This is a genomic window from Amycolatopsis sp. CA-128772, assembly GCF_002904295.1.
Lineage (GTDB): Bacteria > Actinomycetota > Actinomycetes > Mycobacteriales > Pseudonocardiaceae > Amycolatopsis.
Genome location: NZ_PPHG01000043.1, coordinates 11,830 through 38,700 on the forward strand (window position 1 = coordinate 11,830; position 26,871 = coordinate 38,700).

The 26,871-nt window shown below is 72.4% G+C and carries 25 protein-coding genes and 1 pseudogene; 20 read left to right on the forward strand and 6 right to left on the reverse strand.

Annotated elements, in window-relative coordinates; all coding sequences use genetic code 11:
- Positions 1–56: 56 nt before the first annotated feature.
- From crcB (C2L59_RS17275) to crcB (C2L59_RS17285), 3 genes are read right to left on the reverse strand one after another with little or no spacing between them, the layout of a single operon-like run.
- Positions 57–431 (reverse strand): fluoride efflux transporter CrcB, encoded by a 375-nt coding sequence (gene crcB, locus C2L59_RS17275; RefSeq protein ID WP_103350540.1) that lies wholly within the window; start codon positions 429–431, stop codon positions 57–59.
- Positions 428–760 carry a DUF190 domain-containing protein gene (locus C2L59_RS17280; protein ID WP_103350541.1) on the reverse strand — a complete coding sequence of 111 codons (333 nt, stop codon included), beginning with the start codon at positions 758–760 and terminating at the stop codon, positions 428–430. Before C2L59_RS17280 ends, crcB (C2L59_RS17275) begins: the two co-directional genes overlap by 4 nt.
- Entirely contained in the window at positions 760–1,167 is a 408-nt protein-coding gene (gene crcB, locus C2L59_RS17285) for a fluoride efflux transporter CrcB (RefSeq protein WP_103350542.1), read from the reverse strand. The genes C2L59_RS17280 and crcB (C2L59_RS17285) overlap by 1 nt, the downstream gene beginning before the upstream one ends.
- Before the next feature lie 144 nt (positions 1,168–1,311).
- On the opposite strand from crcB (C2L59_RS17285), the gene C2L59_RS17290 reads away from it, so the two are divergent.
- The 12 genes from C2L59_RS17290 (at position 1,312) to C2L59_RS17340 (ending at position 16,807) form a co-directional block, all read left to right on the forward strand.
- Positions 1,312–2,802, forward strand: coding sequence for an aminotransferase class V-fold PLP-dependent enzyme (locus tag C2L59_RS17290; protein WP_103350543.1), 1,491 nt, complete (start codon positions 1,312–1,314; stop codon positions 2,800–2,802).
- The gene (locus C2L59_RS17295; RefSeq protein ID WP_103350544.1) at positions 2,799–4,082 is read left to right on the forward strand and encodes a lysine N(6)-hydroxylase/L-ornithine N(5)-oxygenase family protein; all 1,284 of its coding nucleotides are present in this window, start codon (positions 2,799–2,801) and stop codon (positions 4,080–4,082) included. The genes C2L59_RS17290 and C2L59_RS17295 overlap by 4 nt, the downstream gene beginning before the upstream one ends.
- Positions 4,079–5,806: an IucA/IucC family siderophore biosynthesis protein gene (locus C2L59_RS17300; protein ID WP_103350545.1), complete on the forward strand. Its 1,728-nt coding sequence runs from the start codon at positions 4,079–4,081 to the stop codon at positions 5,804–5,806. The genes C2L59_RS17295 and C2L59_RS17300 overlap by 4 nt, the downstream gene beginning before the upstream one ends.
- Positions 5,803–7,110 carry a glutamine synthetase gene (locus C2L59_RS17305; protein WP_103350560.1) on the forward strand — a complete coding sequence of 436 codons (1,308 nt, stop codon included), beginning with the start codon at positions 5,803–5,805 and terminating at the stop codon, positions 7,108–7,110. The genes C2L59_RS17300 and C2L59_RS17305 overlap by 4 nt, the downstream gene beginning before the upstream one ends.
- Positions 7,111–7,199: 89 nt before the next feature.
- Positions 7,200–7,379: a hypothetical protein gene (locus C2L59_RS47110; RefSeq protein ID WP_146060395.1), complete on the forward strand. Its 180-nt coding sequence runs from the start codon at positions 7,200–7,202 to the stop codon at positions 7,377–7,379.
- On the forward strand, positions 7,376–8,785 hold the full coding sequence (gene sthA, locus C2L59_RS17310; protein WP_103350546.1) for a Si-specific NAD(P)(+) transhydrogenase: 1,410 nt from the start codon (positions 7,376–7,378) through the stop codon (positions 8,783–8,785). The genes C2L59_RS47110 and sthA overlap by 4 nt, the downstream gene beginning before the upstream one ends.
- A gap of 86 nt (positions 8,786–8,871) precedes the next feature.
- On the forward strand, positions 8,872–10,761 hold the full coding sequence (locus C2L59_RS17315) for an intein-containing Rv2578c family radical SAM protein (RefSeq protein ID WP_199199117.1): 1,890 nt from the start codon (positions 8,872–8,874) through the stop codon (positions 10,759–10,761).
- 166 nt (positions 10,762–10,927) lie between these two features.
- Positions 10,928–11,530 carry an organomercurial lyase gene (gene merB, locus C2L59_RS17320; RefSeq protein ID WP_103350548.1) on the forward strand — a complete coding sequence of 201 codons (603 nt, stop codon included), beginning with the start codon at positions 10,928–10,930 and terminating at the stop codon, positions 11,528–11,530.
- Between the two features lie 95 nt (positions 11,531–11,625).
- The gene (gene aspS / locus C2L59_RS17325) at positions 11,626–13,401 is read left to right on the forward strand and encodes an aspartate--tRNA ligase (protein WP_103350549.1); all 1,776 of its coding nucleotides are present in this window, start codon (positions 11,626–11,628) and stop codon (positions 13,399–13,401) included.
- Positions 13,401–14,348: a DUF389 domain-containing protein gene (locus C2L59_RS17330; RefSeq protein WP_199199118.1), complete on the forward strand. Its 948-nt coding sequence runs from the start codon at positions 13,401–13,403 to the stop codon at positions 14,346–14,348. The genes aspS and C2L59_RS17330 overlap by 1 nt, the downstream gene beginning before the upstream one ends.
- A gap of 78 nt (positions 14,349–14,426) precedes the next feature.
- Positions 14,427–15,614 (forward strand): phosphotransferase, encoded by a 1,188-nt coding sequence (locus tag C2L59_RS17335; RefSeq protein ID WP_103350550.1) that lies wholly within the window; start codon positions 14,427–14,429, stop codon positions 15,612–15,614.
- Positions 15,615–15,973: 359 nt separating this feature from the next.
- Positions 15,974–16,807, forward strand: a complete 834-nt coding sequence (locus C2L59_RS17340) for an SGNH/GDSL hydrolase family protein (RefSeq protein ID WP_103350551.1) — start codon at positions 15,974–15,976, stop codon at positions 16,805–16,807.
- On the opposite strand, the gene C2L59_RS17345 is transcribed toward C2L59_RS17340, so the two are convergent.
- From C2L59_RS17345 to C2L59_RS17355, 3 genes are all read right to left on the reverse strand, one after another.
- Positions 16,779–17,507 carry a metallophosphoesterase gene (locus tag C2L59_RS17345; RefSeq protein ID WP_103350552.1) on the reverse strand — a complete coding sequence of 243 codons (729 nt, stop codon included), beginning with the start codon at positions 17,505–17,507 and terminating at the stop codon, positions 16,779–16,781. The genes C2L59_RS17340 and C2L59_RS17345 overlap by 29 nt on opposite strands.
- A gap of 61 nt (positions 17,508–17,568) precedes the next feature.
- Positions 17,569–18,780 (reverse strand): cytochrome P450, encoded by a 1,212-nt coding sequence (locus tag C2L59_RS17350; RefSeq protein ID WP_103350553.1) that lies wholly within the window; start codon positions 18,778–18,780, stop codon positions 17,569–17,571.
- A gap of 32 nt (positions 18,781–18,812) precedes the next feature.
- Positions 18,813–19,508, reverse strand: coding sequence for a TetR/AcrR family transcriptional regulator (locus tag C2L59_RS17355; RefSeq protein ID WP_103350562.1), 696 nt, complete (start codon positions 19,506–19,508; stop codon positions 18,813–18,815).
- Between the two features lie 143 nt (positions 19,509–19,651).
- On the opposite strand from C2L59_RS17355, the gene C2L59_RS17360 reads away from it, so the two are divergent.
- The 8 genes and pseudogenes from C2L59_RS17360 to C2L59_RS17395 form a co-directional block, all read left to right on the forward strand.
- On the forward strand, positions 19,652–21,025 hold the full coding sequence (locus C2L59_RS17360) for a replication-associated recombination protein A (RefSeq protein WP_103350563.1): 1,374 nt from the start codon (positions 19,652–19,654) through the stop codon (positions 21,023–21,025).
- Positions 21,026–21,136: 111 nt separating this feature from the next.
- Entirely contained in the window at positions 21,137–21,514 is a 378-nt protein-coding gene (locus C2L59_RS17365; RefSeq protein WP_103350554.1) for a VOC family protein, read from the forward strand.
- Positions 21,515–21,551: 37 nt separating this feature from the next.
- A complete protein-coding gene (locus tag C2L59_RS17370; RefSeq protein WP_103350555.1) occupies positions 21,552–22,397 on the forward strand; it encodes an NAD(P)-dependent oxidoreductase in 846 nt (281 codons plus the stop codon).
- Positions 22,398–22,609: 212 nt separating this feature from the next.
- Positions 22,610–22,996, forward strand: a complete 387-nt coding sequence (locus C2L59_RS17375; RefSeq protein ID WP_093951788.1) for a DUF948 domain-containing protein — start codon at positions 22,610–22,612, stop codon at positions 22,994–22,996.
- Positions 22,993–23,295 (forward strand): hypothetical protein, encoded by a 303-nt coding sequence (locus C2L59_RS17380; protein WP_103350556.1) that lies wholly within the window; start codon positions 22,993–22,995, stop codon positions 23,293–23,295. Before C2L59_RS17375 ends, C2L59_RS17380 begins: the two co-directional genes overlap by 4 nt.
- A 77-nt stretch (positions 23,296–23,372) precedes the next feature.
- Positions 23,373–26,033 (forward strand): alanine--tRNA ligase, encoded by a 2,661-nt coding sequence (gene alaS / locus C2L59_RS17385; RefSeq protein WP_103350557.1) that lies wholly within the window; start codon positions 23,373–23,375, stop codon positions 26,031–26,033.
- Between the two features lie 31 nt (positions 26,034–26,064).
- The gene (gene ruvX / locus C2L59_RS17390) at positions 26,065–26,526 is read left to right on the forward strand and encodes a Holliday junction resolvase RuvX (RefSeq protein WP_103350558.1); all 462 of its coding nucleotides are present in this window, start codon (positions 26,065–26,067) and stop codon (positions 26,524–26,526) included.
- A pseudogene (locus tag C2L59_RS17395) lies at positions 26,523–26,871 on the forward strand (aminodeoxychorismate lyase); the annotation flags it as partial. The gene ruvX and the pseudogene C2L59_RS17395, both read left to right, overlap by 4 nt.

Here is a 26,871-nt window from a genome sequence, read left to right on the forward strand (position 1 = left end):
CCGTAGCGAGGTGTTAAAGGCGATAGCGGATCGTGACGGACACAGGGGCCGGACCGCTAACCGAAGACCGCGGTGGCCAGCGCGAGCCCGGCGGCGCCCGCGGCCAGGCCCGCCACCGCCGTCACCACCACGTTCAGCACCGCGTACAGCCGCGTCTTCTCCAGGAACAGCCGGACCGTCTCGTAGCCGAACGTCGAGAACGTCGTCAGGCCGCCGCAGAAGCCCACCGCCACCAGCGCGCGCACCGACGACGGCTCCGCGCCGTGCAGCAGCCAGCCGCTGAGGAACCCCAGGACGAACGAGCCCGCCACGTTGACCGTCAGCGTCCCGAACGGGAACGGCGAGTCGCGCCACTGCTGGACCCGGCGGTCGGTCAGGTAGCGCAGGACCGAGCCCGCCGCGCCGCCCAGGGCCACCAGGACCGGCGTCACTCCGGCCGCCCCACGTAGCGGACCACCTCGACCTGGTCGAGCGTCACCAGGCCCTCGCCGATCAGCTCGTCCAGTTGCGGCAGGAACGCCCGCAGCTTCGCCTCTTCGTCGATGATCACGATCACCACCGGCAGGTCCTCCGACAGTGACAGGATCCGCGTCGTGTGGATCAGCGACGACGCGCCGTAGCCCTCGACGCCGCGCAGGACCGAGGCGCCCGCGAGCCCGGCGTCGCGCGCCCGGCGGACGATCTCGTGGAAAAGGGGCTTGTGGTGCCAGTGGTCGTCTTCGCCGAGGTAGATCGTCAGGCGGGTGGCGGGTCCTTCCATCAACGTCCCCTTCGCACAGCTCGGGTTGCCGTGAGGCCGGCGGCGACCGCGGCCAGGCACAGCACCAGGGAGGCCAGGGCGTAGGCCAGGGAAGCCAGTATGCGCCCGGTCGTCGCGGCGTCGAGGGTGTCGGTCACGAACGTGGAGAACGTCGTGAAGCCGCCGAGGATGCCGACGCCCAGGAACGGCCGGAGCAGGTGGTGGGGGCGCGCGGTGGTGGTCAGGATGGCCATCAGCACGCCGATGAGCAGGCAGCCGAGGATGTTGGTGAGCAGCGTCGCGAGGGCGAACTCGCCGTGGGCGTGCGGGATCGCCACGGACAGGCCGTACCGGGCGAGGCTGCCCAGCGCACCGCCGGCCGCGATCACCAGCAGGACGTCCCACCGGGTCGCGGGCACGCCGATCACCTCCTGGCGGTGAACCTACTCCCGATGGCCGACGCGTCCCCGCCACCCGGTCGAGCATGCTGGACGGGAGGGGATGACAGGCAGCCGTCGGTCGCCGTACTGTTGCTCAGCGTAGGCAAGGCAACCCTAAGGAAGGCGGGGCACATGCGGGCAGACGGGCTGGCCGGTGGCGAGGGCGGCGCGGACCGGCTCGGCGAGCTGATCCCGGTGGCCCTCCGCGCCATGGCCGCGGGCGTCGCGGAACGCGGCGGCCCGGTCCCGGCCGGCGGCCCGGCCGCGGTGGCGGCGGCCCTGGTGGCGGAGCGTGGCGAGCTGGGCCAGGTGACGGCGGGCGCCGACGGCACCGGAAGGACCTCGCCGGCCGCCCTGCCGCGGACCGGCGTCGGGGCCGAAGCCGCTCTCGAACACCTCAGCCGGCTGCTCGCCGCCGGCTCCGCCGATCCCGGTGATCCCGCCTGTGCCGCCCACCTCCACTGCCCGCCGCTCGCCGTCTCGGTCGCCGCCGATGTGGTCGCCAGCGCCCTCAACCCCTCCATGGACTCCTGGGACCAGGCTCCGGTCGCCAGTGAACTCGAACGCGAATTCACCGCCGGAATCGCCCGGTTGTGTTACCCCCGCGCGGGAAACCCCGATGCCGTCGTCACCACCGGGGGTACCGAGTCCAACCTGCTCGGCCTCCTCCTCGCCCGCGAACGCAACCCGCGCGCCCAGCCCGTCTGCGGCGCCAACGCCCACCACAGCGTCGCCCGCGCCGCTTGGCTGCTCGGCCTGCCCGCCCCGATCGTCGTTCCGTGCGCAGGCGATCGCCTGGTGCCCGGCGCCCTCGCCGGCGTTCTCACGCCGGACTCCGTCGTCGTCGCCACCGCCGGGACCACCAACACCGGCACCCTCGACCCGCTGCCCGAAATCGCCGGGATCTGCCGCCGGCACGGAGCCCGGCTGCACGTCGACGCGGCCTACGGCGGCATGGCCCTCTGCAGCGAATCGCTCAAACCGCGGCTCGACGGGCTCGACCTGGCCGACTCCGTCGCCCTCGACCTGCACAAGTTCGGCTGGCAGCCGGTCGCCGCCGGGCTTTTCGCCGCGCGGGAGGCCGCCGAGCTCGCGGCCCTCACCGTGCGCGCCGAGTACCTCAACGCCGACGACGACACCGAAGCCGGGCTGCCCGACCTGCTCGGCCGGTCGATCCGGACGTCGCGGCGGCCCGACGCCTTCCGGATGGCCGTCACCGTGCACGCGCTCGGCACCGACGGGCTCGGTGCGCTCGTGGAACGCTGCTGCGCCACCGCCACCGAGGTCGCCCGGCTCGTCGACGGCCACCCCGGCCTGCGGCTCTGGGGGGCGCCCGAACTGTCCACTGTGGTCCTCCGGCCGGTCGTCGCCGACGAGGCGGGCGGGGCGGCGGGTGACGAGCTCGTCGCGCGCGTCCGCCGCGCCCTGCTCGAAGCCGGCACCGCCGTCATCGGCCGGGCCGCGCTGCCGGCCGGGCCGGGCGGGGAGAACCGGTTGTGGCTCAAGCTGACCCTGCTGCACCCGCACACCACGGCCGAGGACTACCGCCCGCTGCTCGACCGGATCGCCGCCACCGCCGGCGCCGAACTGCCGGCCGGCCGGGAAAGCCCGGTCGCTTCGTGAGGCGCCACCACCTCGCCGGCATCGGGATCGGACCCTTCAACCTCTCGCTCGCGGCCCTCGCCGCCCCGGTCGACGGCCTGGACGCCGTCTTCTTCGACGCGCGCCCGGAGTTCCGCTGGCACCCGGGCCTGCTGGTCGAAGGCGCGACGCTGCAGGTCCCGTTCCTCGCCGACCTCGTCACCCTGGTCGACCCGACGAGCCCGTTCTCCTTCCTCAGCTACCTGCGCGAGCGCGGGCGGCTGCTGCCGTTCTACTTCGCCGAGCGGTTCCACCTGCCGCGCGCCGAATACGACGACTACGGCCGCTGGGCCGCCGCCCGGCTGCCGTCGTGCCGGTTCGGCCACGAGGTCACCGGCGTCCGCTGGAACGACGCCGAAGCGGCGTTCGAACTGACCGTCGCCGGCACCGAGCCGGTGCTCGCCGACGCCGTCGTGCTCGGCGTCGGCTCGGTGCCGTCGGTGCCGGAGCCGCTGCGTGAACTGGCCGCCGATCCGGACGTTTCCGTGCTGCATTCGGCGGACTACCTGACCCACCGGGACGCGCTGCTGGCCGCCGAAAGCGTCACGGTGGTCGGGTCCGGGCAGTCCGGGGCCGAGGTGGTCCTCGACCTGCTGCGGTCGCGCTCCACTGTGGACGGCCTGCGGTGGCTGGCGCGCACGCCGGCGTTCGCGCCGATGGAGTACTCGAAACTCGGGCTGGAGCAGTTCACCCCGGACTACACCGCGTACTTCCACGGCCTGCCGGAAACCGTCCGAGACCGGCTCCTTCCGGCGCAGTGGCAGCTGTACAAGGGGATCGACACCGAAACGATCGCCGCGATCCACGACGAGCTCTACCGCCGCAGCATCACCGGACCGCCCGGCGCGGTGCTGACCCCCGGCGTCGAGGTCGTCTCGGCGTCCACTGTGGATGGTGAGGTCGAACTCGGCGTCCGGCACGCGCAGCAGGGGCGCAACGGCACCGTGCGCACCGCCGCCGTCGTCGCGGCCACCGGGTACGTGGAGACGCCGACCGGGCCGCTGCTGGCCGGGCTGGGCGAAGCCGTCCACCGCGACCAGCGGGGCCGGCTGGTCGTCGACGCCGGCTACCGCGTCGCGCTCGACGTGCCGGGGCCGTTGTTCGTGCAGAACGCCGAGCGGCACACCCACGGCCCCGGCGCCCCCGACCTCGGGCTCGGCGCCTGGCGGGCGGCCGTCATCCTCAACGCCGTGTGCGGCCGGGCCGTGCACGAACTGCCCGACCGCACCGCGTTCACCACGTTCGGCCTGGAGGAGAAGTGAGCATCGACGAGGCGGCCGCCTGGCGCGCGGCCGGCGCCCTGATCACGCACAAGATGCTCGGCGAGCTGTCCTACGAGCACATGCTGGAACCGGTCGGCGACGGCGACGGCTACCGGCTGGACCTCCCTGACGGCGTGGACTACACGTTCCGCGCCCGGCGCGGCGCCTTCGACGCCTGGACGGTCGAACCGGGCAGCGCGCGGCGGTGCGGGGAACCCGCGACCGATCCGCGCACCCTGGTCGTCGACGCCCGCGCGGTGCTGGGGCTGAGCGGCCTGCGGCTGGCGGACGTCCTGGCCGAGCTGACCGCGACGGTCGCGAACGAGGCCGCCCGGCTGCGCCGTGCGCCGACCGCGGCCGAGCTGTCCGCAATGGAGTACAACCGGGCCGACGGGCACCTCACCGGCCACCCGCGGCTGGTGCTCAACAAGGGCCGGGTCGGGTTCTCCGCCGTCGACCGCGCGCGGTACGCGCCGGAGGCCGGGGCCGATCTGCGGCTGCGGTGGTTCGCCGTCCACCCCGGGCACGCCGAGTTCCGCTGCGTCGACGAGCTCAGCCGGGACGCGCTGCTGGACGGCGAACTCGGCGAGCTGCGGGCGGAGTTCGCGGCGAAGGCGCCCGAGGACTACGTGTGGGTGCCGGTGCACCCGTGGCAGGCCGACGAGATCGTCGGCACGCTGTACGCCGCCGAGCTCGCCACCGGAGTCGTCATCGACCTCGGCGAAAGCGCGGACGGCTACCGGCCGCACCAGACCGTCCGGACCCTGGCCAACGTCAGCACGCCCGGCCGCCACGACGTCAAGACCGCGGTCTCGGTGCGGAACACGCTCGTCTACCGCGGGCTCGCCTCGGCGGCCACGCTGGCCGGGCCGTCGGTGACGACGTGGCTGCGCCGGATCAGCGCGGCCGATCCGCTGCTCACCGGCAAGTACCGGTTCGGGCTGCTCGGTGAGGTCGCGAGCGTGTCGGTCAAGCACCCGCTGTTCGGGCACCTCGACGAGCTGCCGTACCGGTTCCACGAAACGCTGGGTGCGCTGTGGCGTGAGCCGCTGCCGCCGGGGGAGCGCGCGATTTCGTTCGCCGCGCTGCCCTACCGGGGGCCGGACGGTGTTTCCGTGCTGGCGCACCTGATCGGCGGCGGTGACGCGATCGCGTGGCTGACGCGGTTGTTCGACCTGGTGCTCACGCCGTTGCTGCAGTGGCTGCTGCGCCACGGTGTCGGGTTCTGCCCGCACGGGCAGAACCTGATCCTCGTCGTCGATGCCGCCGGATTTCCGCAGCGGGTGCTGATCAAGGACTTCGCGCAGGGGGTCGATCTGCTCGACGAACAGCTGGAGAGCTACGCGTCCCTCCCGCCCGAGGCCGCGGCCGACATGCTGCGCTGGCCCGCGCACCTGCTGGCGCAGTCGCTGTTCAGCTCGGTGTTCTCCGGGCAGTTCCGGTTCTGGGCCGAGGTCCTGCTCGACGAGCTGGGCCTGCCGCGGGCGGAGTTCTGGGCGCCGGTGCGGGACGTCGTCGGCCGCTACCGGGACGAGAACCCGGAGGTGGCGGCGCGCTTCGACGCCTGCCGCCTGTTCGCGCCGGACGTCGAGCGGGTCACGCTCAACCGGGAGCACTTCGCCGGCCAGGGCTTCGACAAGGTGGAGCGCGACGACGAGTTCGACGTCCGGTGGGGGCGGGTGCCGAATCCGCTGCACTCGGCGGATCCGGGGGGCGCGTGGTGACGGCGTTCGCGCGGCCGGCCGGGCCGCGGTCCCTCGCCGCCCGGCGGGCGGCGGGCGTGGCGGGGGCGGCCGTGCTGCGGGGGGTGCTGGCCGAAGACGGCGCTCGGTTGCTCCTGCTGGTGCCCGATCCGCACGCCCGGTTCGCCGCGGTCGAGGTCGCTGGGCCGTTCGCCGCTTCGGTGCTCGACGAGGGCTACGGGGTGTGCAGTTACGTCTTCGCGTGGACGCCGTCGCGGGATCCGCTGCCGGTTTCCGGGGTGCTGGGCGGGTATCTGGAAGGGTTCGGGGACCTGCGGATGCGGCCGGATGCCGCTTCGGTGATTCCGCTCGGGGAGCGGACCTGGGCCGTGGTGTGCGATGCGGAATGGCCGTCGGGGGTGGCGGCCGAACTCGCGCCGCGTGAGGTGCTGCGCGGCCAGCTCGCCGCCCTGGAGGGGCTGGGGCTGGTGCCGTCGGTGGGTATCGAGCACGAGGTGGTGTTCCGTGACGCCGCCGGTGCTCCGTTGACCGGGCACGGTGTGGACTACGCCTTGGGTGGCACCGAACGGCTGTTGCCGCTGCTGGGTGAGCTGCGGGTCGCGCTGGATGATGCCGGGCTGGGGGCCGAAAGCGCCCGGGCCGAGTGTCATCCGGGGCAGTACGAGGTTGTGCTGCGTCACCGGGACGCTCTGGCTGCCTGTGATGATGTGCTGCTGCAGCAGGTGGTTGTGCGGCGGGTGGCTGCTCGTCATGGTGTGGTCGCCGATTACCTTGCCGCGCCTGAGGTCGGGCAGGGCAATTCGGGGCACATTCACCTTTCGTTGTCCGCTGTGGACGGTTCGGAGCCGGATCTGCTCGGAGGGTTTCTGGCCGGGGTGCTTCGTGATGCGCGGGCGTTGACGGGTGTCTGGGCGCCGACTTGGAACAGCTACGTCCGGCTGCGGACCGCGCCGTTTTCGCCGCTCGAGGTTCGGTGGGGGTACGACGATCGGACCGCTTCGGTGCGGGTGGCCGGTCCTTCGTCCAGTCCGCGGCTGGAGTTCCGGTTCGCCGGGGCGGATGCTCAGCCGCATCTCGTCGTCGCTGCGCTTCTCGCTGCCGGGCGGTTCGGGCTGGAGGAAGGGTTGCGGGCGCCCGAGGCGGGGGTGCGGGTCGGATCGCTGGCGGCTTCGCCTTGGGAAGCTCTTTCCCTGTTCGGCCGGGTGGGGCAGTTGCTGGGTGCTGATGTCGCTGCCCAGCTGGGTGCGTTGCTGACCGAGGAGATCGAGTCCGGTTTGGACGTGGTCACCGATTGGCAGCGGCGGCGTGGTTCTCTGCGGTCTTGAGGTTTCTCCGCCACCCCGAAGCCCGATTGTGGCTACGGACGTGTTCTGGCTTCGGATCGGCGTTCGAGGGTCGAGGCACACCGGGGTAGGTGCTCACCGCGCCCACCCGGCTCGACGGCGTGTCGCCGGCACAGGTCGCGCCCGGTGACGGCCGGCGACGGCCGCTCACCCAGCGCCCGGCCACGCCGGCCCCGCGGGGGCGGTTTTGGCGGATCTTCACCGGTCAGGGGTTGCGCCCGGACGCCCGGGTGCGCAGGCTCGACGGGTGAGCGAGCACGAGTACGACCTCATCGTCATCGGTTCGGGCCCCGGCGGGCAGAAGGCCGCCATCGCGGCGGCGAAGCTCGGCAAGAAGGTGGCGGTCGTCGACCGGCACGACATGGTCGGCGGGGTGTGCGTCAACACCGGCACGATCCCGTCCAAGACGCTGCGCGAAGCCGTGCTCTACCTGACCGGCATGAACCAGCGGGAGCTCTACGGCGCGAGCTACCGGGTCAAGCAGGACATCACCATCGCCGACCTGCTGGCGCGGACCCAGCACGTGGTCGGGCGCGAGGTCCAGGTCGTGCGCGCGCAGCTGATGCGCAACCACGTCGACCTGATCGACGGCACCGGCTCGTTCGCCGACGCGCACACCGTGGTCGTCGAAGGCCGCCACCGCGGCGACCGGCGCACCCTTTCGGCCGGCCACGTCGTGATCGCGACCGGGACCCGGCCCGCGCGGCCGGCCCACGTCGACTTCGACGCCGCCCGCGTGCTCGACTCCGACGAGCTCCTGCGGCTCGAGCAGATCCCGTCGTCGCTGGTCGTGGTGGGCGCCGGGGTGATCGGGATCGAGTACGCGTCGATGTTCGCCGCGCTCGGCTCGCGCGTCACCGTGGTCGAGCAGCGCGACCACATGCTCGACTTCTGCGACCCGGAGATCGTCGAGTCGCTCAAGTTCCAGCTGCGCGACCTCGGGGTCACCTTCCGCTTCGGCGAGAAGGTCGCCGACGTGGCGGTGAACGACCACGCGACCATCACGACGCTGGTCAGCGGCAAGCGCATCCCGGCCGACGGCGTCATGTACTCGGCCGGCCGCCAGGGCATGACCGGCGAGCTCAACCTGGAGGCGGCGGGCCTGGCCGCGGACGAGCGCGGCCGGCTCGTGGTCGACGAGAACTACCGGACGGCGGTGCCGCACATCTACGCGGTCGGCGACGTGATCGGCTTCCCGGCCCTCGCGGCGACGTCGATGGACCAGGGCCGGCTCGCGGCCTACCACGCGTTCGGCGAGCCGGCGCACGAACTGGGCGCATTGCAGCCGATCGGCATCTACACGATCCCGGAGATCTCGTACGTCGGCGCGACCGAGGCCCAGCTGACGTCGTCGTCGGTGCCCTACGAGGTCGGCATCGCCCGCTACCGCGAGCTGGCGCGCGGCCAGATCACCGGCGACAGCTACGGGATGCTGAAGCTGCTGGTGTCCACAGCGGACCGCAAGCTGCTCGGCGTCCACGTGTTCGGCACCGGCGCGACCGACCTGGTCCACATCGGACAGGCGGTGATGGGCTGCGGCGGCACGGTCGACTACCTGGTGGACGCGGTCTTCAACTACCCGACGCTCTCGGAGGCGTACAAAGTGGCCGCCTTGGACGCGACCAACAAGATCCGGGCCCTGGAGCGGTTCTCGTAACACCTCAGTCGTCACACCAGCACCACGTGATCCGCTCGCCCCGAACCGGTTTGACACCCGTCTAGAACGTATGTTCGACTGGCGGCGTGCGATGGGATCGGCAGCGGACAGGGGAGGGTGAACCGGCACTGCCCGGGCTGGAAGGCCTGGTGCGATCGGTGCGGTCACCGGAATTCGACGGCGTCACCTTTCACGAGGTGCACGCGCGGTCGGTGCTGAACAAGGTGCCGGCCGGCTCCGGCGTGCCGTTCGGCTGGACCGTCAACCCCTACCGCGGCTGTTCCCACGCCTGTACCTACTGCCTCGAAGGCGGCACCCGGATCCTCCTGGCCGACGGCCGGACCCGGGCGCTGTCGGACCTGAAGGTCGGCGACGAGATCTACGGCACCCGCGGCCACGGCGCCGCCCGGCGGCTGGTCCCGACCCGGGTCGAAGCCCACTGGACCACGCTTCGCGACGCCTACCGCGTGACGCTGGAAGACGGCACCCGGCTCGTCGCCGGCGGTGACCACCGGTTCCTCACCAGCAAGGGCTGGAAGCACGTCACCGGCAGCAAGTTCGGCGCCGCACAGCGGCCGCACCTGGAGCCGGGCACCGAGCTGATCGGCGTCGGCCGGTTCGCCCCGACCCCGGACGAGACGCTCGGCTACCGGGCCGGGTACCTCTGCGGGATGCTGCGCTCCGGCGGGTTCGCCGCGGAACCGGACGCCGCCGCGCGGGCGCTGGAGTACCTGCCGGACTTCGGCGCGTCGGTCGGTTTTCTCAAGGTACCGCCGGATCCGGACGCCCACTGGCAGCGCGGGTTCCTCGCCGGCGTCTTCGACCTCGCGGGCGGCTACGGCCGCGGCGTCCTCGCGGTGGCGCACGACGAGCCCGAGATCGCCGACGCCTTCACCGCCGCGCTCGCCGGCTTCGGCTTCGCCTGGCAGCTCGACGAGGTGCCGAAGTTCCCGACGCGGCAGGAGATCCGGCTGCTCGGCGGCGTCGGCGAGGTGCTGCGCTTCCTGCACGTGAGCAACCCGGCTGTCACCTGGAAACGGTCCCTCGACGGCGCGGCGATCGGCGCGAGCCGTCGGCGCGTCGAGGCGATCGAGCCGCTGGGCCTGCAGCTGCCGCTGTTCGACATCACCACCGGCACCGGCGACTTCGTGGCCGACGGGATGGTGTCGCACAACTGCTTCGCCCGGAACACCCACACCTACCTCGACTTCGACGCGGGCCACGACTTCGACACGCAGGTGGTCGTCAAGATCAACGCGCCGCAGGTGCTGGCCGCGCAGCTGAAGAAGCCGTCGTGGCGGCGCGAGCCCGTCGCGATGGGCACCAACACCGACCCGTACCAGCGCGCCGAGGGCCGCTACCGGCTGATGCCGGGCATCATCACGGCGCTGGCGCGCTCCGGCACGCCGCTGTCGGTGCTGACGAAGGGCACGGTGCTGGCGCGGGACCTGCCGCTGCTGAAGGACGTCGCCCAGGACGTGCCGGTGGGGCTCGCCGTGTCGATCGCGCTGCTCGACGAAGAGCTGCAGCACCGCCTCGAGCCCGGTACGCCGAGCCCGCGGGCGCGGCTGGAGCTGGTCCGCAAGGCCCGGGACGCCGGGCTGCCCTGTTCGGTGCTGGTGGCGCCGGTGCTGCCGTGGCTGACCGACTCGGAAGAGGCCCTGGACGCGCTGTTCGCCCAGCTCGCCGACGTCGGCGCGTCGAGCGTCACGGCGTTCGCGCTGCACCTGCGCCCCGGCGCGCGGGAGTGGTTCGGCCGCTGGCTGGCGGGCACGCGCCCGGAGCTCGTCCCGCGGTACCGCGAGCTGTACGCGCGGGGCAGTTACGTGCGGAAGGAGTACCGGGCCGGGCTCGCGGAGCGCGTCGTCCCGCTGCTGCGGCGGTACGGGCTGGACGCCAAGACCGGGTTCGACCTGCGCGGCCCGGCGTCGGCCGCACCGGAAGACGTCCCGGCAGAGCAGCTGCGGCTGCTCTGAGGGTCCTTTGTGGACACGCCGGGTGACGCGCTGCGCCGTTAGCGTCAATCGGGCGCGCTTTCGCGCCCGGTGTCCGCGGCTTGCGGCAAAATGTCCGATCGTGTCGTTGTCGTGGCGTGTCACCGGCGCCTAACGTCGAGGGGATCGAGTTCGGAAGGAGCCGGACGTGACGACCTCGCAGACCGACCGCGTCGCGGCCGCCCGGCTCGCCTGGGCCGCCCTGAAGCTGACGCGGGCCGGCCGGCACCCGGTGGGCGTGGACCGGCTGGCCGCGACGGTCGGCGTACCGCCGGCCGAAGCCCGCCGGCTGGTCGAGCTGATCGGCTTCACGCTGCACCGCGACCTGGTCTCCACCGGCCCGGCCCCGCGCGGCGCCCACCACCGCCTCGAACCGGCCGAAGGCACCCTCGGCGCCGGCCCCGACGGCACGGTGGACATGTTCCTGCTGGCCATCGCCACCGGCGAGCGCGTGCACGCGACGGCGACCTGCCCGGTCACCGGGACGCGCATCCGCATCGAGCTGGTGTCCCACGCGATCCTGCTGGCCGACCCGCCGTCGGCGGTGGTCGCGGCGGTCGACCTCGGGTTCGGCTTGGACGGGGTGGACGCGGTGGCGTGCGCGGGCCAGCCGTTCTTCGCCTCGGCTTCGGCGGCGGCGAGCTGGCTGGTGGCGAACCCGGGTGGCCGGATCTACCAGGTGCCGGCCTACCTGGCCCAGGCGCACCGGCTGGTCGCGGCGCTGGAGATCCGGCCCAAGTACGTCCTCTGACCTCCACGCGGAAGCAGCCTGCCGACGTCGTACGCTGGGTGGTTCGTTAGCCTTTCAGCAGCGAGAACCACCCATGTCGAAGGAGAGCAGTCGCAGTGCTCCGCACTCACCAAGCCGGCACCCTGCGTGCCGGACAGGCCGGACAGACCGTCACCCTCACCGGATGGGTGGCCCGGCGGCGCGATCACGGCGGCGTCATCTTCATCGACCTCCGTGACGCCAGCGGTGTCGCCCAGGTCGTCTTCCGCGAAGGCGAGATGGCCGAGCGCGCCCACGCGCTGCGGTCGGAGTTCTGCGTGAAGATCGTCGGCGAGGTCGCGCAGCGTCCCGAGGGCAACGCGAACGCCGAGATCCCCACCGGCGAGATCGAGGTCCTCGCGACCGAGCTCGAGGTGCTGTCGGAGTCCGCGCCGCTGCCGTTCCCGATCGACGACCGCGTCGACGTCGGCGAGGAAATCCGCCTCAAGCACCGCTACCTCGACCTGCGCCGCAGCGGCCCGGCCGCGGCCATGCGGCTGCGCAGCGAGGTCAGCCGCGCCGCGCGCGAGGTCCTGCACGCCCAGGACTTCGTCGAGATCGAGACCCCGACGATGACCCGCTCGACGCCCGAAGGCGCGCGCGACTTCCTGGTCCCGGCCCGGCTCAAGCCCGGCTCCTGGTACGCCCTGCCGCAGTCGCCGCAGCTGTTCAAGCAGCTGCTCATGGTCGGCGGCATGGAGCGGTACTACCAGATAGCCCGCTGCTACCGCGACGAAGACTTCCGCGCGGACCGCCAGCCCGAGTTCACCCAGCTCGACATCGAGATGAGCTTCGTCGAGCAGGACGACGTCATCAAGCTCGGCGAGGACATCGTCTCCGCCCTGTGGAAGCTGGTCGGGCACGAGATCCCGCGGCCCATCCCGCGCATCACCTACCACGAGGCGATGGCCAAGTACGGCTCGGACAAGCCGGACCTGCGCTTCGACCTCGAAATCACCGACATGACGGACTTCTTCGCCGACACGCCGTTCCGCGTGTTCCAGGCGCCGTACGTCGGGGCGGTCGTGATGGCCGGTGGCGCCGGCCAGCCGCGCCGGCAGCTCGACGCGTGGCAGGAGTGGGCCAAGCAGCGCGGCGCGCGCGGCCTCGCGTACATCCTCGTCAACGAGGACGGCACGCTCGGCGGCCCGGTCGCGAAGAACCTGTCCGAGACCGAGCGCGAGAACGTCGCCGCCGCGGCGGGCGCCAAGCCGGGCGACTGCATCTTCTTCTCCGCGGGCAAGGCGTCGAGCACGCAGCCGCTGCTGGGCGCCGCGCGCGACGAGATCGGCAAGCGGCTCGGCCTGATCGACGAAAACGCCTGGTCGTTCGTGTGGGTCGTCGACGCGCCGCTGTTCGCGCCGGTCGAGGACATCGGCGACGACGTCGCCGTCGGCTCCGGCAAGTGGACCGCGGTGCACCACGCGTTCACCTCGCCGACCCCCGAGTGGATCGACAAGTTCGAGCAGGACCCGGGCAACGCGCTGGCCTACGCCTACGACATCGTCTGCAACGGCAACGAGATCGGCGGCGGCTCGATCCGTATCCACCGCGGCGACGTCCAGAAGCGCGTCTTCAACCTGATGGGCCTCGGCGACGAGGAAGCGCAGGAGAAGTTCGGCTTCCTGCTCGACGCGTTCGCCTTCGGCCCGCCGCCGCACGGCGGCATCGCGTTCGGCTGGGACCGCATCGTCATGCTGCTGGCCAAGGCCGACTCGCTGCGTGACGTGATCGCGTTCCCGAAGACCGGCGGCGGCTACGACCCGCTGACCGCGGCGCCCGCGCCGATCACCGCGCAGCAGCGCAAGGAAGCCGGGATCGACGCGAAGCCGGCCGCCGCCCCGCAGAACTAGTGCTGCACCTCAGGGCCGTGTGCCCGCCGGACAAGACCGCCGAGGCGCTCGACATCCTGCGGGCGCACGCCGGCACGGCGCACCTGGTGGTGCACCGCGGCGCCGCCGTGGAGCCGGCGGGTGACCTGGTCGAGGCCGACATCGCGCGCGAGGCGGCGGACGAGATCATCGACGCGCTGTGCGTGCTCGAGCTCGACCACACCGGCGGCATCACCCTGGAAGCCCTCGACACGGCGCTGTCCGACGCCGCCGACAAGGCGGAAGAGGCGGCGCCGGGCGAGGGCGCGGACGCCGTCGTGTGGCAGGAGCTGCTGGGCCGCACGGGTGAAGAATCGCGGCTGAACGTGACGTTCCTGGCGTTCCTCATCATCGCCTGCCTGCTCGCGGCGGTCGGCGTGCTCACCGACTCCGCCGTGACGATCGTCGGCGCGATGGTGGTCGGGCCGGAGTTCGGGCCGCTGGCCGCGCTCGCCGTCGGCCTGGTGCTGCGGCACGGGCAGCTGGCCCGGCAGGCCGCGGCCGCCCTGGGCGTCGGCTTCCCGCTGGCCATGGTGGTCACCCTGGGCGGCGCGCTGCTGGTCCGCGTGACCGGCGTCTTCGGCGAGCGGGCGTTCGAGCTGCAGCAGCACAACGAGGTCGACTTCGTGTTCTCCGTCGGGGTGCCGTCGCTCGTGGTGGCGATGCTCGCCGGCGCCGCCGGGATGCTCGCCATGACGTCGGCGAAGTCGGCCGCGCTGGTGGGCGTGTTCATCTCCGTGACCACGGTGCCGGCCGCGGGGTACGCGGTCGTCGCGGCCGTGGCGGGGGAGTGGAGCCGGTGCCTCCAGTCCGTCGGCCAGCTGCTGGTCAACCTTCTCGGAATCGTTGCAGCTGCGGCCATTGTGTTGATCGTGCGCCGGAATGGGCAACGTTCAGCGGTGGGAAAGCGTCCGCTTTCACGCGGGTGACCCGTGTCCGGGCGGATGCGCCTTTCTGTCCGGATGTCAGTAGTCATGGTTGCTCAGTCACGAGTAGGGTCGGTGACAATGACAGTCGACACCTCCTCCACCGGCGACGCTGGGGTCGGGGCAGGAGCCGAGCAGCTCGCCGTCGCCGCGGCGGTCGCGGCGGGCGAGTCCGTTCTCTCGCGCCGGTTCGGCAGTCCCATCACCCTGGTCGCGCCCGAGGACCTCGCGGGCAGCGGACCGGCGACGGTGGTCCGCGCGCGGGTGGTGTCGTCGTCGTTCGCGCTGCCGCGCACGCTGGTCATCAAGCACTACCCGGATCCCCCGCAGCCGGACGCGGCCGACCCGTTCGCGCAGGAGGCGGTCAGCTACCAGCTGTTCACGGCGCTCTCCGAGGACGAGCGCATGTGCCCGGAGCTGCTGGCCCACGACGGCCGCGACCGCGTGCTGGTGCTGGAGGACCTGGGCCGCACGCCGACGCTGGAGGACAAGCTCTACGCCCGCGACTCCCGCGCGGCCGAGCGCGCGCTGCTGTCCTGGGCCCGCTCGCTGGGCCGCCTGCACTCGAGCACGGCCGGGCGCGAAGCCGACTTCAACGCGTTGCTGCGCCGGCTCGGCGGCCCGGCGAAGAGCGATTCGGGCGCGGTCGACGAGCTGTGCGCGCGGGTGCCGTCGCTGATCCAGGAGCGCCTGGGCATCCCGGTGCCGGACGAGGTCCGCGCCCAGGTGACGACGGCACTGGAGCACTCCCGGTCGACGGGCTTCCGGGCGTTCAGCCCGGTGGAGCTGAGCCCGGACAACAACCTGGTGACGGGCGAGGGCGTCCGCTTCCTCGACTTCGAGTACGGCTGCGTCCGGTCGGCCCTGGTCGACGCGGCCCACCTGCGCCTCCCGTTCGCGAGCTGGCCGGACGCCCTGGCCCTCCCGGCGGGCATGAGCGAGGCGATGATCGCGGCCTGGCGCGCGGAGGTGGTGGGCATCTGGCCGGCCTTCGCGGACGACGAGGTACTGGCGGCGCATCTCACGAGCAGCGAGCTGCTGAGGGTTTGGCTGATCACGGGCGAGGAGCTGGGCTCGTTGAACCTGTCGCGGCACGCGGCTCCGGTCAGTCGCGAGGCGGCGTTCGTGACTTGGTGGCGGGATCTGGCGAAGCATGCCGGGTATGTCCGGATGGCGGCGGTTTCGGAGTTCGCGGCGCGGGTGGCGGCAGCTTTGGCCGCGCGGCTGGGGCCGCATGCTGACCTGGCGTTTTATCCTGCGTTTCGGTGAGTGGGGCTCCGGCCTGATTCCTGCCGGGTTTTCCCCGCCGACCCGAACGCCGGATGGTTGAGGCGGCTGCGTATCGGGTCGGCAGGGGGGTGTGGCCGGAGGGGAGTGTTGCTGCCGGGGAGGCCGCCTCGGCCACGCCGGTTTCCGACCAGCCCTCCGGCCATGCCACCCCTCCGGCCATGCCACTTCCCAGCCACCCCGCCCGGGACCCATCCCCCCAGTGCCGAGGTGGCGGAGGCGGTAGCTGGAGAGGCGGGCCAGAGGTAGCTGCGCCGAACCCGTGAGCTCCGCGTCAAGAATTAGGCCCCGTGTAGCGATCGCGTTACCTCGACCTCACCGCCCGTGAGCCTGCGTGGCCGATGGTCGTCAACGTGACCGTGATGAGCGTCGATGTCACTTCCGAACTTCCCGAGCCCGCTCCGCGGCTGCCGCGGAGCGCCCGGACCTTGGTCGTCCTGGGGGACTCCACCGCCGTCGGGCTGGGTGATCCGCTCCCTCGGCGGGGCGGCTGGCGGGGGGTCGGGCCGCTCGTTGCCGCCGCGCTCGGGGTGGGGGGCGAGGGGTACCTCAATCCCTCCTTTGCCGGTGCGCGGATGCGGTGCGTGCTCACCGAACAGGTGCCCGCCGCCGTTGCTCGGCGGCCCGATGTCGCCCTGGTCGTTGCCGGGATGAACGACACCCTGCGGCCCGACTTCGAGGCCGGGCGGGTCGCCGCCGAGCTCACCGAAGTCATCCGGCGGCTCAAGGATGCCGGTACCACCGTCGTGCCCGTGCGGTTCCACGACCACAGCCGGGTCTTCCGTCTCCCGCCGTCCCTGAAACGCGCCCTCAGCGCCCGCGTCGCCGAGCTCAACGCCGCCATCGATGAGGTCGTCGCCCGGGAAGGCGTGCCCTGTCTCGATCTCGCGCGGCTGCCCGGTGCCTACGACCTGGCGTCGTGGAGCGTCGACCGGCTGCACCCCTCCGAACTCGGCCACCGGATGCTCGCGAGCGGCTTCACCGGGCTGCTCGCCGAAGCCGGGTTCGACGTGCCGGCGCCGGTCAGCCTCACCTGCAGCGGTGGGGTCGAGCCGAGCGCCGCGGGGCACGTGGGGTGGCTGGTGCTCAAGGGTATCCCGTGGCTGTGGCGCCGCGGCCGCGAGTTCCTGCCCTACGCCGCCGTCATCATGTGGAACTCGTTCCGCGCCCGCTGAACACCCGCAACGCTTCCACGTCCGAAGCCGGGTTGCGGACGAAATAGTCCGCCCACTCCTCGATGTCCGGATAACCCGACCGCGAGGCAAGGAACCGGCACGCCGCCTCGGTGTCGTACTCCGTGCGCCGCAGCCGGACGCCGTCGCCGAGCAGGGCCCAGTGCGCGCCCCTGGCCCCGTACGGCATTCCGACGCTGCCGGGGTTCACGACCAGCCGCCGGTCGGCGAACCGGGCGAACTGCATGTGCGTGTGCCCGCAGACGACCGTCTGCGCGGACACGCCCCCCAGCACCTCCGCCCAGCGCTCCGGCGGCGAGTCCACCAGCACGATCTCCGTGTCGTTGCGCGGGGTCGCGTGGCAGTACAGCACCCCGTCCAGCGTCACCGTCAGCGGCAACGCGTCCAGCACCGGCAGGTCGGCCGGACGCAGCTGCCGCGCCGCCCACGGAAAAATCGGGTCCGGGACGAACGAACCGCCGGTGCGGGCCGACTCGGCCAGCTCGCGGTCGGCGTTGCCGCGGACCCACACCGCGCGGTCGCCGAGCTCCTGCAGCCGCTCGAGGGTTTCCACCGGCATCGGCCCGGCCAGCAGGTCGCCCAGGAGCACGATCCGGTCCGCGGCCCGGACGTCCGGCTCCGCCAGGACCGCCTCCAGCGCCGGGAGCACCCCGTGGATGTCGGACAGCACGGCCACGTTCACCGCCCCACCATCGGCCACGCGCAGCGCCCCGGGCGAGGGATTTCGCCCAGGGCGCAACGGGTCACCCCGTGGTGAGCGGCAGCTCGCGCACGCCCGTCATGTTCGGGTTGACCTGGAACTTCGGCGGCTCGCCCGGGATCGTGCGCAACGCCGGGTAACGGTCGAACAGGACGTCCAGCGCGACCCGGCCTTCCAGCCGCGCGAGCGGCGCGCCGATGCAGAAGTGGATGCCGCGGCCGAACGCCAGGTGCGGGTTCTCCTCGCGCAGCGGGTCGAACCGGCCCGGGTCGGTGAACACCCGCTCGTCCCGGTTGGCCGCCGCCACCCACACCAGCAGCATCTGGTCCGCCGGTACCGTGACGCCGCCGACCTCCGCCTCCCGCATCGTCGTGCGGGCCACCGCCGCGAACGGCGTGAGGTAGCGCAGGGACTCCTCGATCACCGGCGGCACGAGCGAGCGGTCCGCGCGCGCCCGCTCGTCCCACTCGGGGAAGGTGTCCAGGCACAGCACCACGTTGCCGAGCAGCATCGTGGTGGTGATGTGGCCGGCCAGCAGCAGGATGTTGGCGAAGTTGACGACCTCGGCGCGGGACAGCCGTTCGCCGTCCAGCTCCGCCTCGACCAGTTTCGTCAGCAGGTCTTCCCGCGGCTGCTTGCGCCGCTCGTCGACGTGCCCGCCGAGGTAGTCGATGAGCGCCTTCTGGCCGTCCAGGGACCGCTTGATCGCCTCGTCCTGCTTCTCGTCCTTCTTCACCAGCGAAACCTGGTCCGCGGATTCGAACATGCGGTCCACCCAGCCCTTGAACAGGTACCGGTCGCTCGCCGGGACGCCCAGCAGCTCGGCGATCACGATCACCGGCAGCGGGTAGGCCAGGTCGGCCACCAGTTCCAGCCGGCCGCCGCCGGGGGCCGCGTCGAGCAGCTCGTGGGTGATCGCGGCGATCCTCGGCTCGAGGTCGGCCACCACCTTCGGCGTGAACGCGCGGCTGACCAGCTTGCGCATCTTGTTGTGCAGCGGCGGGTCCAGCTGCAGCAGGCTGCCCGCGGCCAGGGCGTCCTCGTCCAGCTCCGGCATCATCTCCTTCGGTACCAGGCGGGACGTGTCGGAGGAGAACGTCGCCGGGTCGCGGAGGATCCCCTCGGTCTCCGGGTGCCCGTAGACGTTCCACATCCCCAGTTCCGCCGCGAACTCGACCTGCTTCTCCGGCTGCTTCCCCCGCAGCCAGAACTGGGCTTGGTGCAGGCCCCAGGTGTCGGCGAGTGTGGTGGTCATTTCCGCCCCTTTCCCCTGTGTGGCCCCGGGAGTCACCCGGGTGACCTGGTGGGATCGTGTGCGTAGATCCCGTTGCGGTAGCCCGAGACGAGGTCCTCGAGCGCCGAGCTCAGTTCCGCCGCCACCTCCGCGACCGCGCCGGGATCGGGCTCCCCGGGCGGTTCGAACGCGGTGCGGATCAGGTGGGCGAGCACCTTCGCCTTCGCTTCGAGGGGAACGTCCTCGAACTCGTGCGAAAGCGTGTCGCCCAGGTAGAAGCCGAGTGTCGAGGCGCTGAGCGCGTAGCTCAGGTTCGGCACGTCCGCGCGGATCAGCCCGTGCCGCAGCATGGTTTCTTCGAACTGCGCGCGCAGCTCGTCCTGCTGCTTGTGCAGGGCGAGGTCGCCGAGGGAACCGAACATCTCGGCGTTGCCGCGCAGCATCGCCATCACCAGCGGACGGCGGTGCGTGACCAGGAACGACCCCGGGATCATCCGGTGCGGGAGGATCATCGCCGGATCGGCCGCGATCGCCCGCAGGATCTCGTCGGTCAGGTCGGCCGACTCGCGCATCATCAGCGCCTGGAACAGCAGCTCCTTGTTGCGCCAGTGCAGGTAGACGGTGCCCTTGCCGATGCCGACCGCGCGGGCGATGTCGTCCACCGCCACCTTGCGGTAGCCCATGCGCAGCAGCAGCTCGCCTGCGGCGTCCAGGATCCGGTCGGCGCGCTCACGGTTGGGATGGCTCATGCGGTCGTCCACCTGTTGGTTCGTTGAGAGTTTGACGTGTTGACCGGATTCGCACTTTCGGTCAACCGGTCAGTACGACGGTAGCGCCGATCCGGGGACCGGGGCAAGCGGTTCTGTCGGTGCGGTCGGTTAACGTCTTCTTCGTGGCACAGGACGAGCTCTTCACCGTGAACACCGACGTGGCGCCCCCGCCGGAGCGCACGACGTCGAATGCGGGCGAGCCCCAGGCCGACCCGGCCAGCTCCCCCCTGGCCGTGCGGATGCGGCCGCGCTCGCTCGACGAGGTCGTCGGCCAGCAGCACCTGTTGCGCGAAGGCGCCCCGCTGCGGCGGCTGGTCGAGGGCGCCGCGCCGGCGTCGGTGCTGCTCTACGGCCCGCCCGGCACGGGCAAGACGACGCTGGCCAACCTCGTCTCGATCGCCACCGGCCGCCGGTTCGTCGCCATGTCGGCGCTCTCGGCCGGCGTCAAGGAAGTGCGCGGGGTGATCGAGGAGGCGCGGCGGCGGCGCCAGTACAACGCCGAGAACACCGTCCTGTTCATCGACGAGGTGCACCGGTTCTCCAAGACCCAGCAGGACGCGCTGCTCGGCGCGGTCGAGGACCGCACGGTGCTGCTGGTCGCGGCGACCACCGAGAACCCGTCGTTCTCCGTCGTCTCGCCGCTGCTGTCGCGGTCGCTGGTGCTTCAGCTGCGGCCGCTGACCGACGCCGACATCACGGAGCTGATCGAGCGCGCGCTGGCCGACGAGCGCGGCCTCGGCGGCGAGCTGACCCTGACCGAGGACGCGCGCGCCCACCTCGTCCGGCTCGCGGGCGGGGACGCGCGCCGCGCGCTCACCGCGCTGGAGGCGGCGGCCGACGCGGCGTCGGCCACCGAGGCGAAGACGATCGGCCTGGCCACCGTCGAGTCCACAGTGGACAAGGCGGCGGTGCGCTACGACCGCGACGGCGACCAGCACTACGACGTGATCAGCGCCTTCATCAAGTCGATCCGCGGGTCCGATGTGGACGCCGCGCTGCACTACCTGGCCCGGATGATCGAGGCGGGGGAGGACCCGCGGTTCCTCGCGCGGCGGCTGGTCGTGCACGCGAGCGAGGACGTCGGCCTGGCCGACCCGACGGCGCTGCAGGCGGCCGTCGCGGCCGCGCACGCCGTGCAGTTCATCGGCATGCCGGAAGGCCGGCTCGCGCTGGCCCAGGCGACCATCCACCTCGCCACCGCGCCGAAGTCCAACGCGGTCGTCACGAGCATCGACGCGGCGCTGGCCGACGTCCGGGCCGGGCTGGCCGGCGCGGTGCCGCCGCCGCTGCGCGACGGGCACTACGCCGGCGCGAAAAAGCTCGGCAACGCCCAGGGCTACCGCTACCCGCACGGCGTCCCGGAGGGCGTGCTGGCGCAGCAGTACCCGCCGGACGAGCTGGTGGGCCGGGACTACTACGAGCCCACCCAGCGCGGCGCCGAGCGGACGCTCGCCGAGCGCGTCCCGAAACTGCGCCGGACGATCCGCGGGCAGTGACCACGGTGTGAAGGTGGCCTGGCGTGGCCAAGATCATCGGGGTTCGTAAACTTCCCCCTTCGAAGCGGCCCGGAACAGGGGAAGGCCGCAGCGACGGCAGGAGGCGTACCCGTGCCCGCGACGCTGCAGTGCATCGTCCTGGACTGTCCGGAACCGCTCGAGCTCGCCCGCTTCTACCAGGCGTTGCTCGGCGGCGACGTGGACCGGCCCGACCCACGGTGGCGGGTCGATCAGGACTGGTCCACGCTGCACGTGAACGGGCTGGTCCTGGGCTTCCAGCGGGTGTTCGACCACCGGCCGCCGCACTGGCCGGACCCGGCGCACCCGCAGCAGTTCCACCTCGACTTCGAGGTCGACGACCTCCGCGAGTCCCACCACCAGGTCCTGGTCCACGGCGGCCGCCTGCTCGACCCGGACCTCGGCGGCCGCGGCTGGCGCGTCTACGCCGACCCGGCGGGCCACCCGTTCTGCCTCCTCGGCGACTACTGAGCGCGCGAGGCCGGCCGGTGTCGGTCACGATGGCGGCATGACTGTCGCGTTTCTCGGAACCGGGATCATGGGCGCCCCGATGGCGGCCAACATCGCCAAGGCGGGCCTCGACGTCCGGGTCTGGAACCGGACCCGCGAAAAGGCCGAGCCCCTCGCCGACGTGGCCACGGTGGCCGATTCGGCGGCCGCCGCGGCCGACGGCGCCGACATCCTCGTGACGATGCTGGCCGACGGCCCCGCGGTCGCTTCGGCATTCGAAGCGGCTTCGCCGGCTTCGGGGACGTTGTGGCTGCAGATGAGCACGGTCGGTCTCGACTGGACGGACCGGCTGGCGGCGACGGCGGAGAAGGCGGGCGTGGTGTTCATCGACGCGCCGGTGCTGGGCACGCGCCAGCCCGCGGAGCAGGCGCAGCTGCAGGTGCTGGCCTCGGGCCCGGAGGAGGCCAGGCCCAAGGCCACCCCGGTGTTCGACGCGGTCGCGGTGAAGACGCAGTGGCTCGGCCCGGCGGGCCGGGGCAGCCGCCTGAAGCTGGTGATGAACGCGTGGGTCCTGGCGCTGACGAACGGCACGGCGGAGAGCCTCGGCCTCGCGCACGCACTGGGCCTGGACCCGCAGCTGTTCCTGGAGACGATCAAGGGCGGCGGCCTGGACGTGGGGTACGCCCACGCGAAGGGCGGCGCGATGCTGGCCGGCGAGTACCCATCGGCGTTCCCGGCCGGCTTGGCGGCGAAGGACGCCCGGCTGGTGGTGGAGGCCGCGGGCGAGGACGTCGACGTGGCGGGCGCGAAGGCGGTCCTGGCGCACTTGGAGGCGGCGGTCGAGGCGGGCCACGGCGACGAGGACATGGCGGCGCTGTACCGCGCGGTGGTGAAGGAGCGGTAGGAGGTTCGCCGGTTCGCCGGGCTGCTGGGGCGCCGGCTCGCTGCGGGTCGCAGCGGGCAGTGGGCGGCCGGGTCGTTGCCGTGGGCCGCAGCGCCGGCCGGCGGTGCGGCCGGGAGCGACGCGTTTTCCGGGCCCGGCGGGGTGACACGGTCGGGAACCCGGCCAGGCGGTAACCTCAGGCGGCATCCCGACCCCTGAACCGAGGAGGGCCCGTGTCGGCAGGGCAGATCGCCGCGTTGATCGCCGCAGGAGCATTCGTGGTGCTGGTCGTCCTGCTGGCGATCCCGCTGATCAAGCTCGGCAAGACGCTGGACGCGGCCACCGAAGCGATCGAGCGCACCAACAGCAACACCGACCCGCTGCTGATCGGCGCGAACGAGACCATCACGCACGTCAACACCCAGCTCGAGCGGGTGGACGGGATCACCGCGAACGCGCAGGCCGTCACCGGCAACGTCTCCGCGCTGACGTCCGTCTTCACCGCGACTCTGGGCGGCCCGCTGGTCAAGACCGCGGCGCTGTCCTACGGGCTGTCCAAGGCGATCCGGGCGCGCAAGAAGAAGAGCGCCCTCAAGGCCGCCAGGAAGGCCGGGAAATGAAGCGGCTGTTCTGGCTCGGCGTCGGCGTCGTCACCGGGGTCGTGCTCTCCCGCAAGGCGGCCGAAACCGCTCGTCAGGCCACTCCGGCCGGGTTAGCATCGAACCTGGGGGACGCCGTGCGCGAGCTGGCGGGTGCCGTGGGTTCGTTCGGCGCCGAGGTGCGTGCGGGCATGAACGAGCGGGAACAGGAGCTGCACGACATGGTCGAGGAGCGGTCGGGCGTGGCAGCGCCCCGCGCCGAGGGACGGCACGCGGCCGCCCGGCGCCCGGTCCGGCGAGCTCGCCGGGCGGAGGGCTGATCCGGGCCTGCCCGGACCCCCTTCGCCGGAGTCACCGCCGCCGATCCCGTTCCGCACACAGCTATTAGGACTGACCCGTGGACACACACGAAATCACCGATCGTTTCCTGCGCCATTTCGAAGGCCGGGGCCACACGCGCGTGCCCAGCGCGCCGCTGATCCTCGACGACCCGAACCTGCTGTTCGTCAACGCCGGCATGGTGCAGTTCAAGCCGTACTTCCTCGGTGAGGCGCCGCCGCCGTACCCGCGCGCGACCTCCGTGCAGAAGTGCGTGCGCACGCCGGACATCGACGAGGTCGGCAAGACCACCCGGCACAACACGTTCTTCCAGATGGCCGGCAACTTCTCCTTCGGCGACTACTTCAAGGAAGGCGCCATCGAGGCGGCCTGGGAGCTGATCACCAAGCCCCAGACCGAAGGCGGCTTCGGCCTCGACCCCGAGCGCATCTGGGCGACCGTCTACAACGACGACGCCGAGGCGGCCGGTCTCTGGCGCAAGCTCACCGGCCTGCCCGGCGAGCGCATCCAGGCCCGCGACGGCAAGGACAACTACTGGGACATGGGCGTGCCCGGTCCCGGCGGCCCGTGCTCGGAGATCTACTACGACCGCGGCCCGGCGTACGGCCGCGAGGGCGGCCCGGTCGCCGACGAGGACCGCTACATCGAGATCTGGAACCTCGTCTTCATGCAGGACGTCCGCGGCGACCTGAGCCCCAAGCTCGGGCACCCGCCGATCGGCGAGCTGCCGAAGAAGAACATCGACACCGGCATGGGCGTCGAGCGCGTGGCGACCATCCTGCAGGGCGTCGAGAACGTCTACGAGACCGACCTCGTGCGCCCGGTCATCGGCCGCGCGGAGGAGTTCTCGGGCCGCCGCTACGGCAGCAACCACGCCGACGACGTCCGCTTCCGCGTCATCGCCGACCACGCCCGCACCGGCGTCATGCTGATCGGCGACGGCGTCACCCCAGGCAACGACGGCCGCGGCTACGTCCTGCGCCGCCTGCTGCGCCGCATCGTCCGGTCCACGCGCCTGCTGGACGTGCAGGAGCCGGTGCTGCAGGAGTTCGCGAAGGTCGTGCGCGACACGATGGGCCCGACCTACCCCGAGCTCGTCAGCGGCTTCGACCGGATCAACGAGGTCGTCCGGATCGAGGAGGAGGCGTTCCTCTCGACCCTGACGAGCGGTTCGCGCATCTTCGACATGGCGGCCGAGGAGACCAAGCGCGGCGGCGGCGACGTGCTGGCCGGCGACAAGGCGTTCCAGCTGCACGACACCTACGGCTTCCCGATCGACCTCACCCTCGAGATGGCGGCCGAGCAGGGCCTGACCGTCGACGAGGACGGCTTCCGCACGCTCATGAACGAGCAGCGGACCCGCGCGAAGGCGGACGCGGCGGCCCGCAAGACCGGCCACGGCGACCTCTCGGAGTACCGGAAGGTCCTGGAGCAGCACGGCGAGACCGAGTTCCTCGGCTACACCGACCTGCAGGCCGAGGCCAAGGTGGTCGCGCTGCTCGAAAACGGGCAGCCGGTCCGCAGCGTCTCCGCGGGCAAGAAGGCGGAGCTGGTGCTCGACCGGACGCCGTTCTACGCCGAGAGCGGTGGCCAGGTCGCCGACACCGGCGTGCTGCTCGGTGACGGCGTCGAGCTGAAGGTCCTGGACGTCCAGAAGATCGTCCCGGGGCTGTACGTGCACCGCGTCGAGGTCGTCGACGGCGAGATCGGCCTGGACTCCAAGGTCACCGGCTCGGTCGACGCGCACCGCCGGCTGTCCATCGAGCGCTCGCACTCGGCGACGCACCTGGTGCACGCGGCCGTCCGCGGCGCGTACGGCAAGCGCGCGGCGCAGGCCGGTTCGCTGAACTCGCCGGGCCGGATGCGGTTCGACTTCACCACCCCCGGCTCGGTGTCGGCGGACGTGCTGACCGAGGTCGAGCAGGAGGTCAACGACTACCTGCAGACCAACGTCGAAGTGCAGAGCTTCACCACGACCAAGGACAAGGCCCTCGAGCTCGGCGCGGTCGCGCTGTTCGGCGAGAAGTACGGCAACGACGTCCGCGTGGTCGACATGGGCGATTACTCCCGCGAGCTCTGCGGTGGCACGCACGTCGACCGGATCGGCCAGCTCGGCCTGGTCAAGCTGGTCTCCGACGCGTCCATCGGCTCGGGCGTGCACCGCGTCGAGGCGCTGGTCGGCACGGACGCGCTGAAGTACGTCCGCAAGGAGCAGCTGCTGGTCTCCCAGCTGGCGAACACCTTCAAGGTGCCGTCGGACCAGCTGCCCGGGCGCATCGACGACGTCCTGACCCGGCTGAAGAACGCCGAGAAGGAGATCGCGCAGCTCAAGACCCAGCAGGTGCTGGGCTCGGCGGGCGCGCTGGTCGACAAGGCGCAGGAAATCGGCGGCGTGACCGTGGTGGCCGAGGTCGTCCCGGACGTCGACGGCAACGGCCTGCGTGCGCTCGCCTCCGACATCCGCGGCCGGCTCGGCGCGCGGCCGGGCGTGGTGGCGCTGTTCTCGCCGGCTGGCGAGAAGCTGAGCTTCGTCGTCGCGACGACCAAGGCGGCCCAGGACCAGGGCATCGCCGCGGGCAAGCTCGTCCCGTCGTTCGCCGAAAAGATCGGCGGCCGGGGCGGCGGCAAGCCCGACATGGCCCAGGGCGGTGGCACGAACCCGGCCGGCGCGGCCGACGCGGTCACGGCGCTGCGCGCGGCGATTGCCGGCATTGGTTAACCGCGGAAACCGCGGCCCGGACCGTCCCGGCGTGGGCGATCCGGGCCGGGGCCGCCGGCTCGGCGTGGATGTCGGATCCGTCCGGGTCGGGGTGGCGCTGAGCGATCCGGCCCCGATGCTGGCGTCGCCATTGGTTACCCTCTCCCGCGATGCGACCGACGACAGTGATCTGGACCAGCTGGCCGCCCTCGTCACCGAACACGAGGTGGTCGAGGTGATCGTGGGCCTGCCGAGAACGCTGGCCAACCGCCAGGGACCGGCGGCCGAGCTGGCCATCGCGTATTCTGAGCGTCTGGCCGGGCGGATAGCGCCCGTGCCGGTCCGGCTGGGCGACGAGCGGCTGACCACGGTCACCGCATCCCGCATCCTCTCCCAGCGCGGGGTCAAAGGCCGCAAGCAGCGCGCGGTGGTCGACCAGGCCGCCGCCGTCGAGATCCTGCAGGCCTGGATCGACGCCGCCGCTGCGCACCGCGCCCGGGAGGGAGACCGATGAACGAGCAGCCACCCGAGCCCCCACGCGGGCGCCGGCGACTGCGCGAGCCGGAAGCGGCCACCCCGCCGCCGTCCCGGCCCGCACCGCGCCGCGCCGACCCGCGCGACCCCCGTGCCGCCGAGCAGCGGCGCACGCCGAGCGGGCAGCATGAGCTGCCGCCGCGGCGCGGGCAGGCACCCAGCGGCGAGTACGACCTGCCGCAGCCTTCCCGCCGGTCCCGCCCCGCGGAGCCGCCGGCCTACGACCCGCGCCGGGACGCGCCGCCGTCCGGCCGTCGCCGCCGCCTCGAGCCGCCGGGCACCCTGCCCCCGACCGACGACGACGTCGACCCCCAGGAGCGCCGCG

Excerpts from the sequence above, each read along its gene's own strand:
- C2L59_RS17280 (WP_103350541.1), bottom strand. The coding sequence starts at position 760 with ATGGAAGGACCCGCCACCCGCCTGACGATCTACCTCGGCGAAGACGAC.
- C2L59_RS17290 (WP_103350543.1), top strand. The coding sequence starts at position 1,312 with ATGCGGGCAGACGGGCTGGCCGGTGGCGAGGGCGGCGCGGACCGGCTC.
- C2L59_RS17335 (WP_103350550.1), top strand. The coding sequence starts at position 14,427 with ATGACAGTCGACACCTCCTCCACCGGCGACGCTGGGGTCGGGGCAGGA.
- C2L59_RS17340 (WP_103350551.1), top strand. The coding sequence starts at position 15,974 with ATGGTCGTCAACGTGACCGTGATGAGCGTCGATGTCACTTCCGAACTT.
- C2L59_RS17350 (WP_103350553.1), bottom strand. The coding sequence starts at position 18,780 with ATGACCACCACACTCGCCGACACCTGGGGCCTGCACCAAGCCCAGTTC.
- C2L59_RS17355 (WP_103350562.1), bottom strand. The coding sequence starts at position 19,508 with ATGAGCCATCCCAACCGTGAGCGCGCCGACCGGATCCTGGACGCCGCA.
- C2L59_RS17370 (WP_103350555.1), top strand. The coding sequence starts at position 21,552 with ATGACTGTCGCGTTTCTCGGAACCGGGATCATGGGCGCCCCGATGGCG.
- C2L59_RS17380 (WP_103350556.1), top strand. The coding sequence starts at position 22,993 with ATGAAGCGGCTGTTCTGGCTCGGCGTCGGCGTCGTCACCGGGGTCGTG.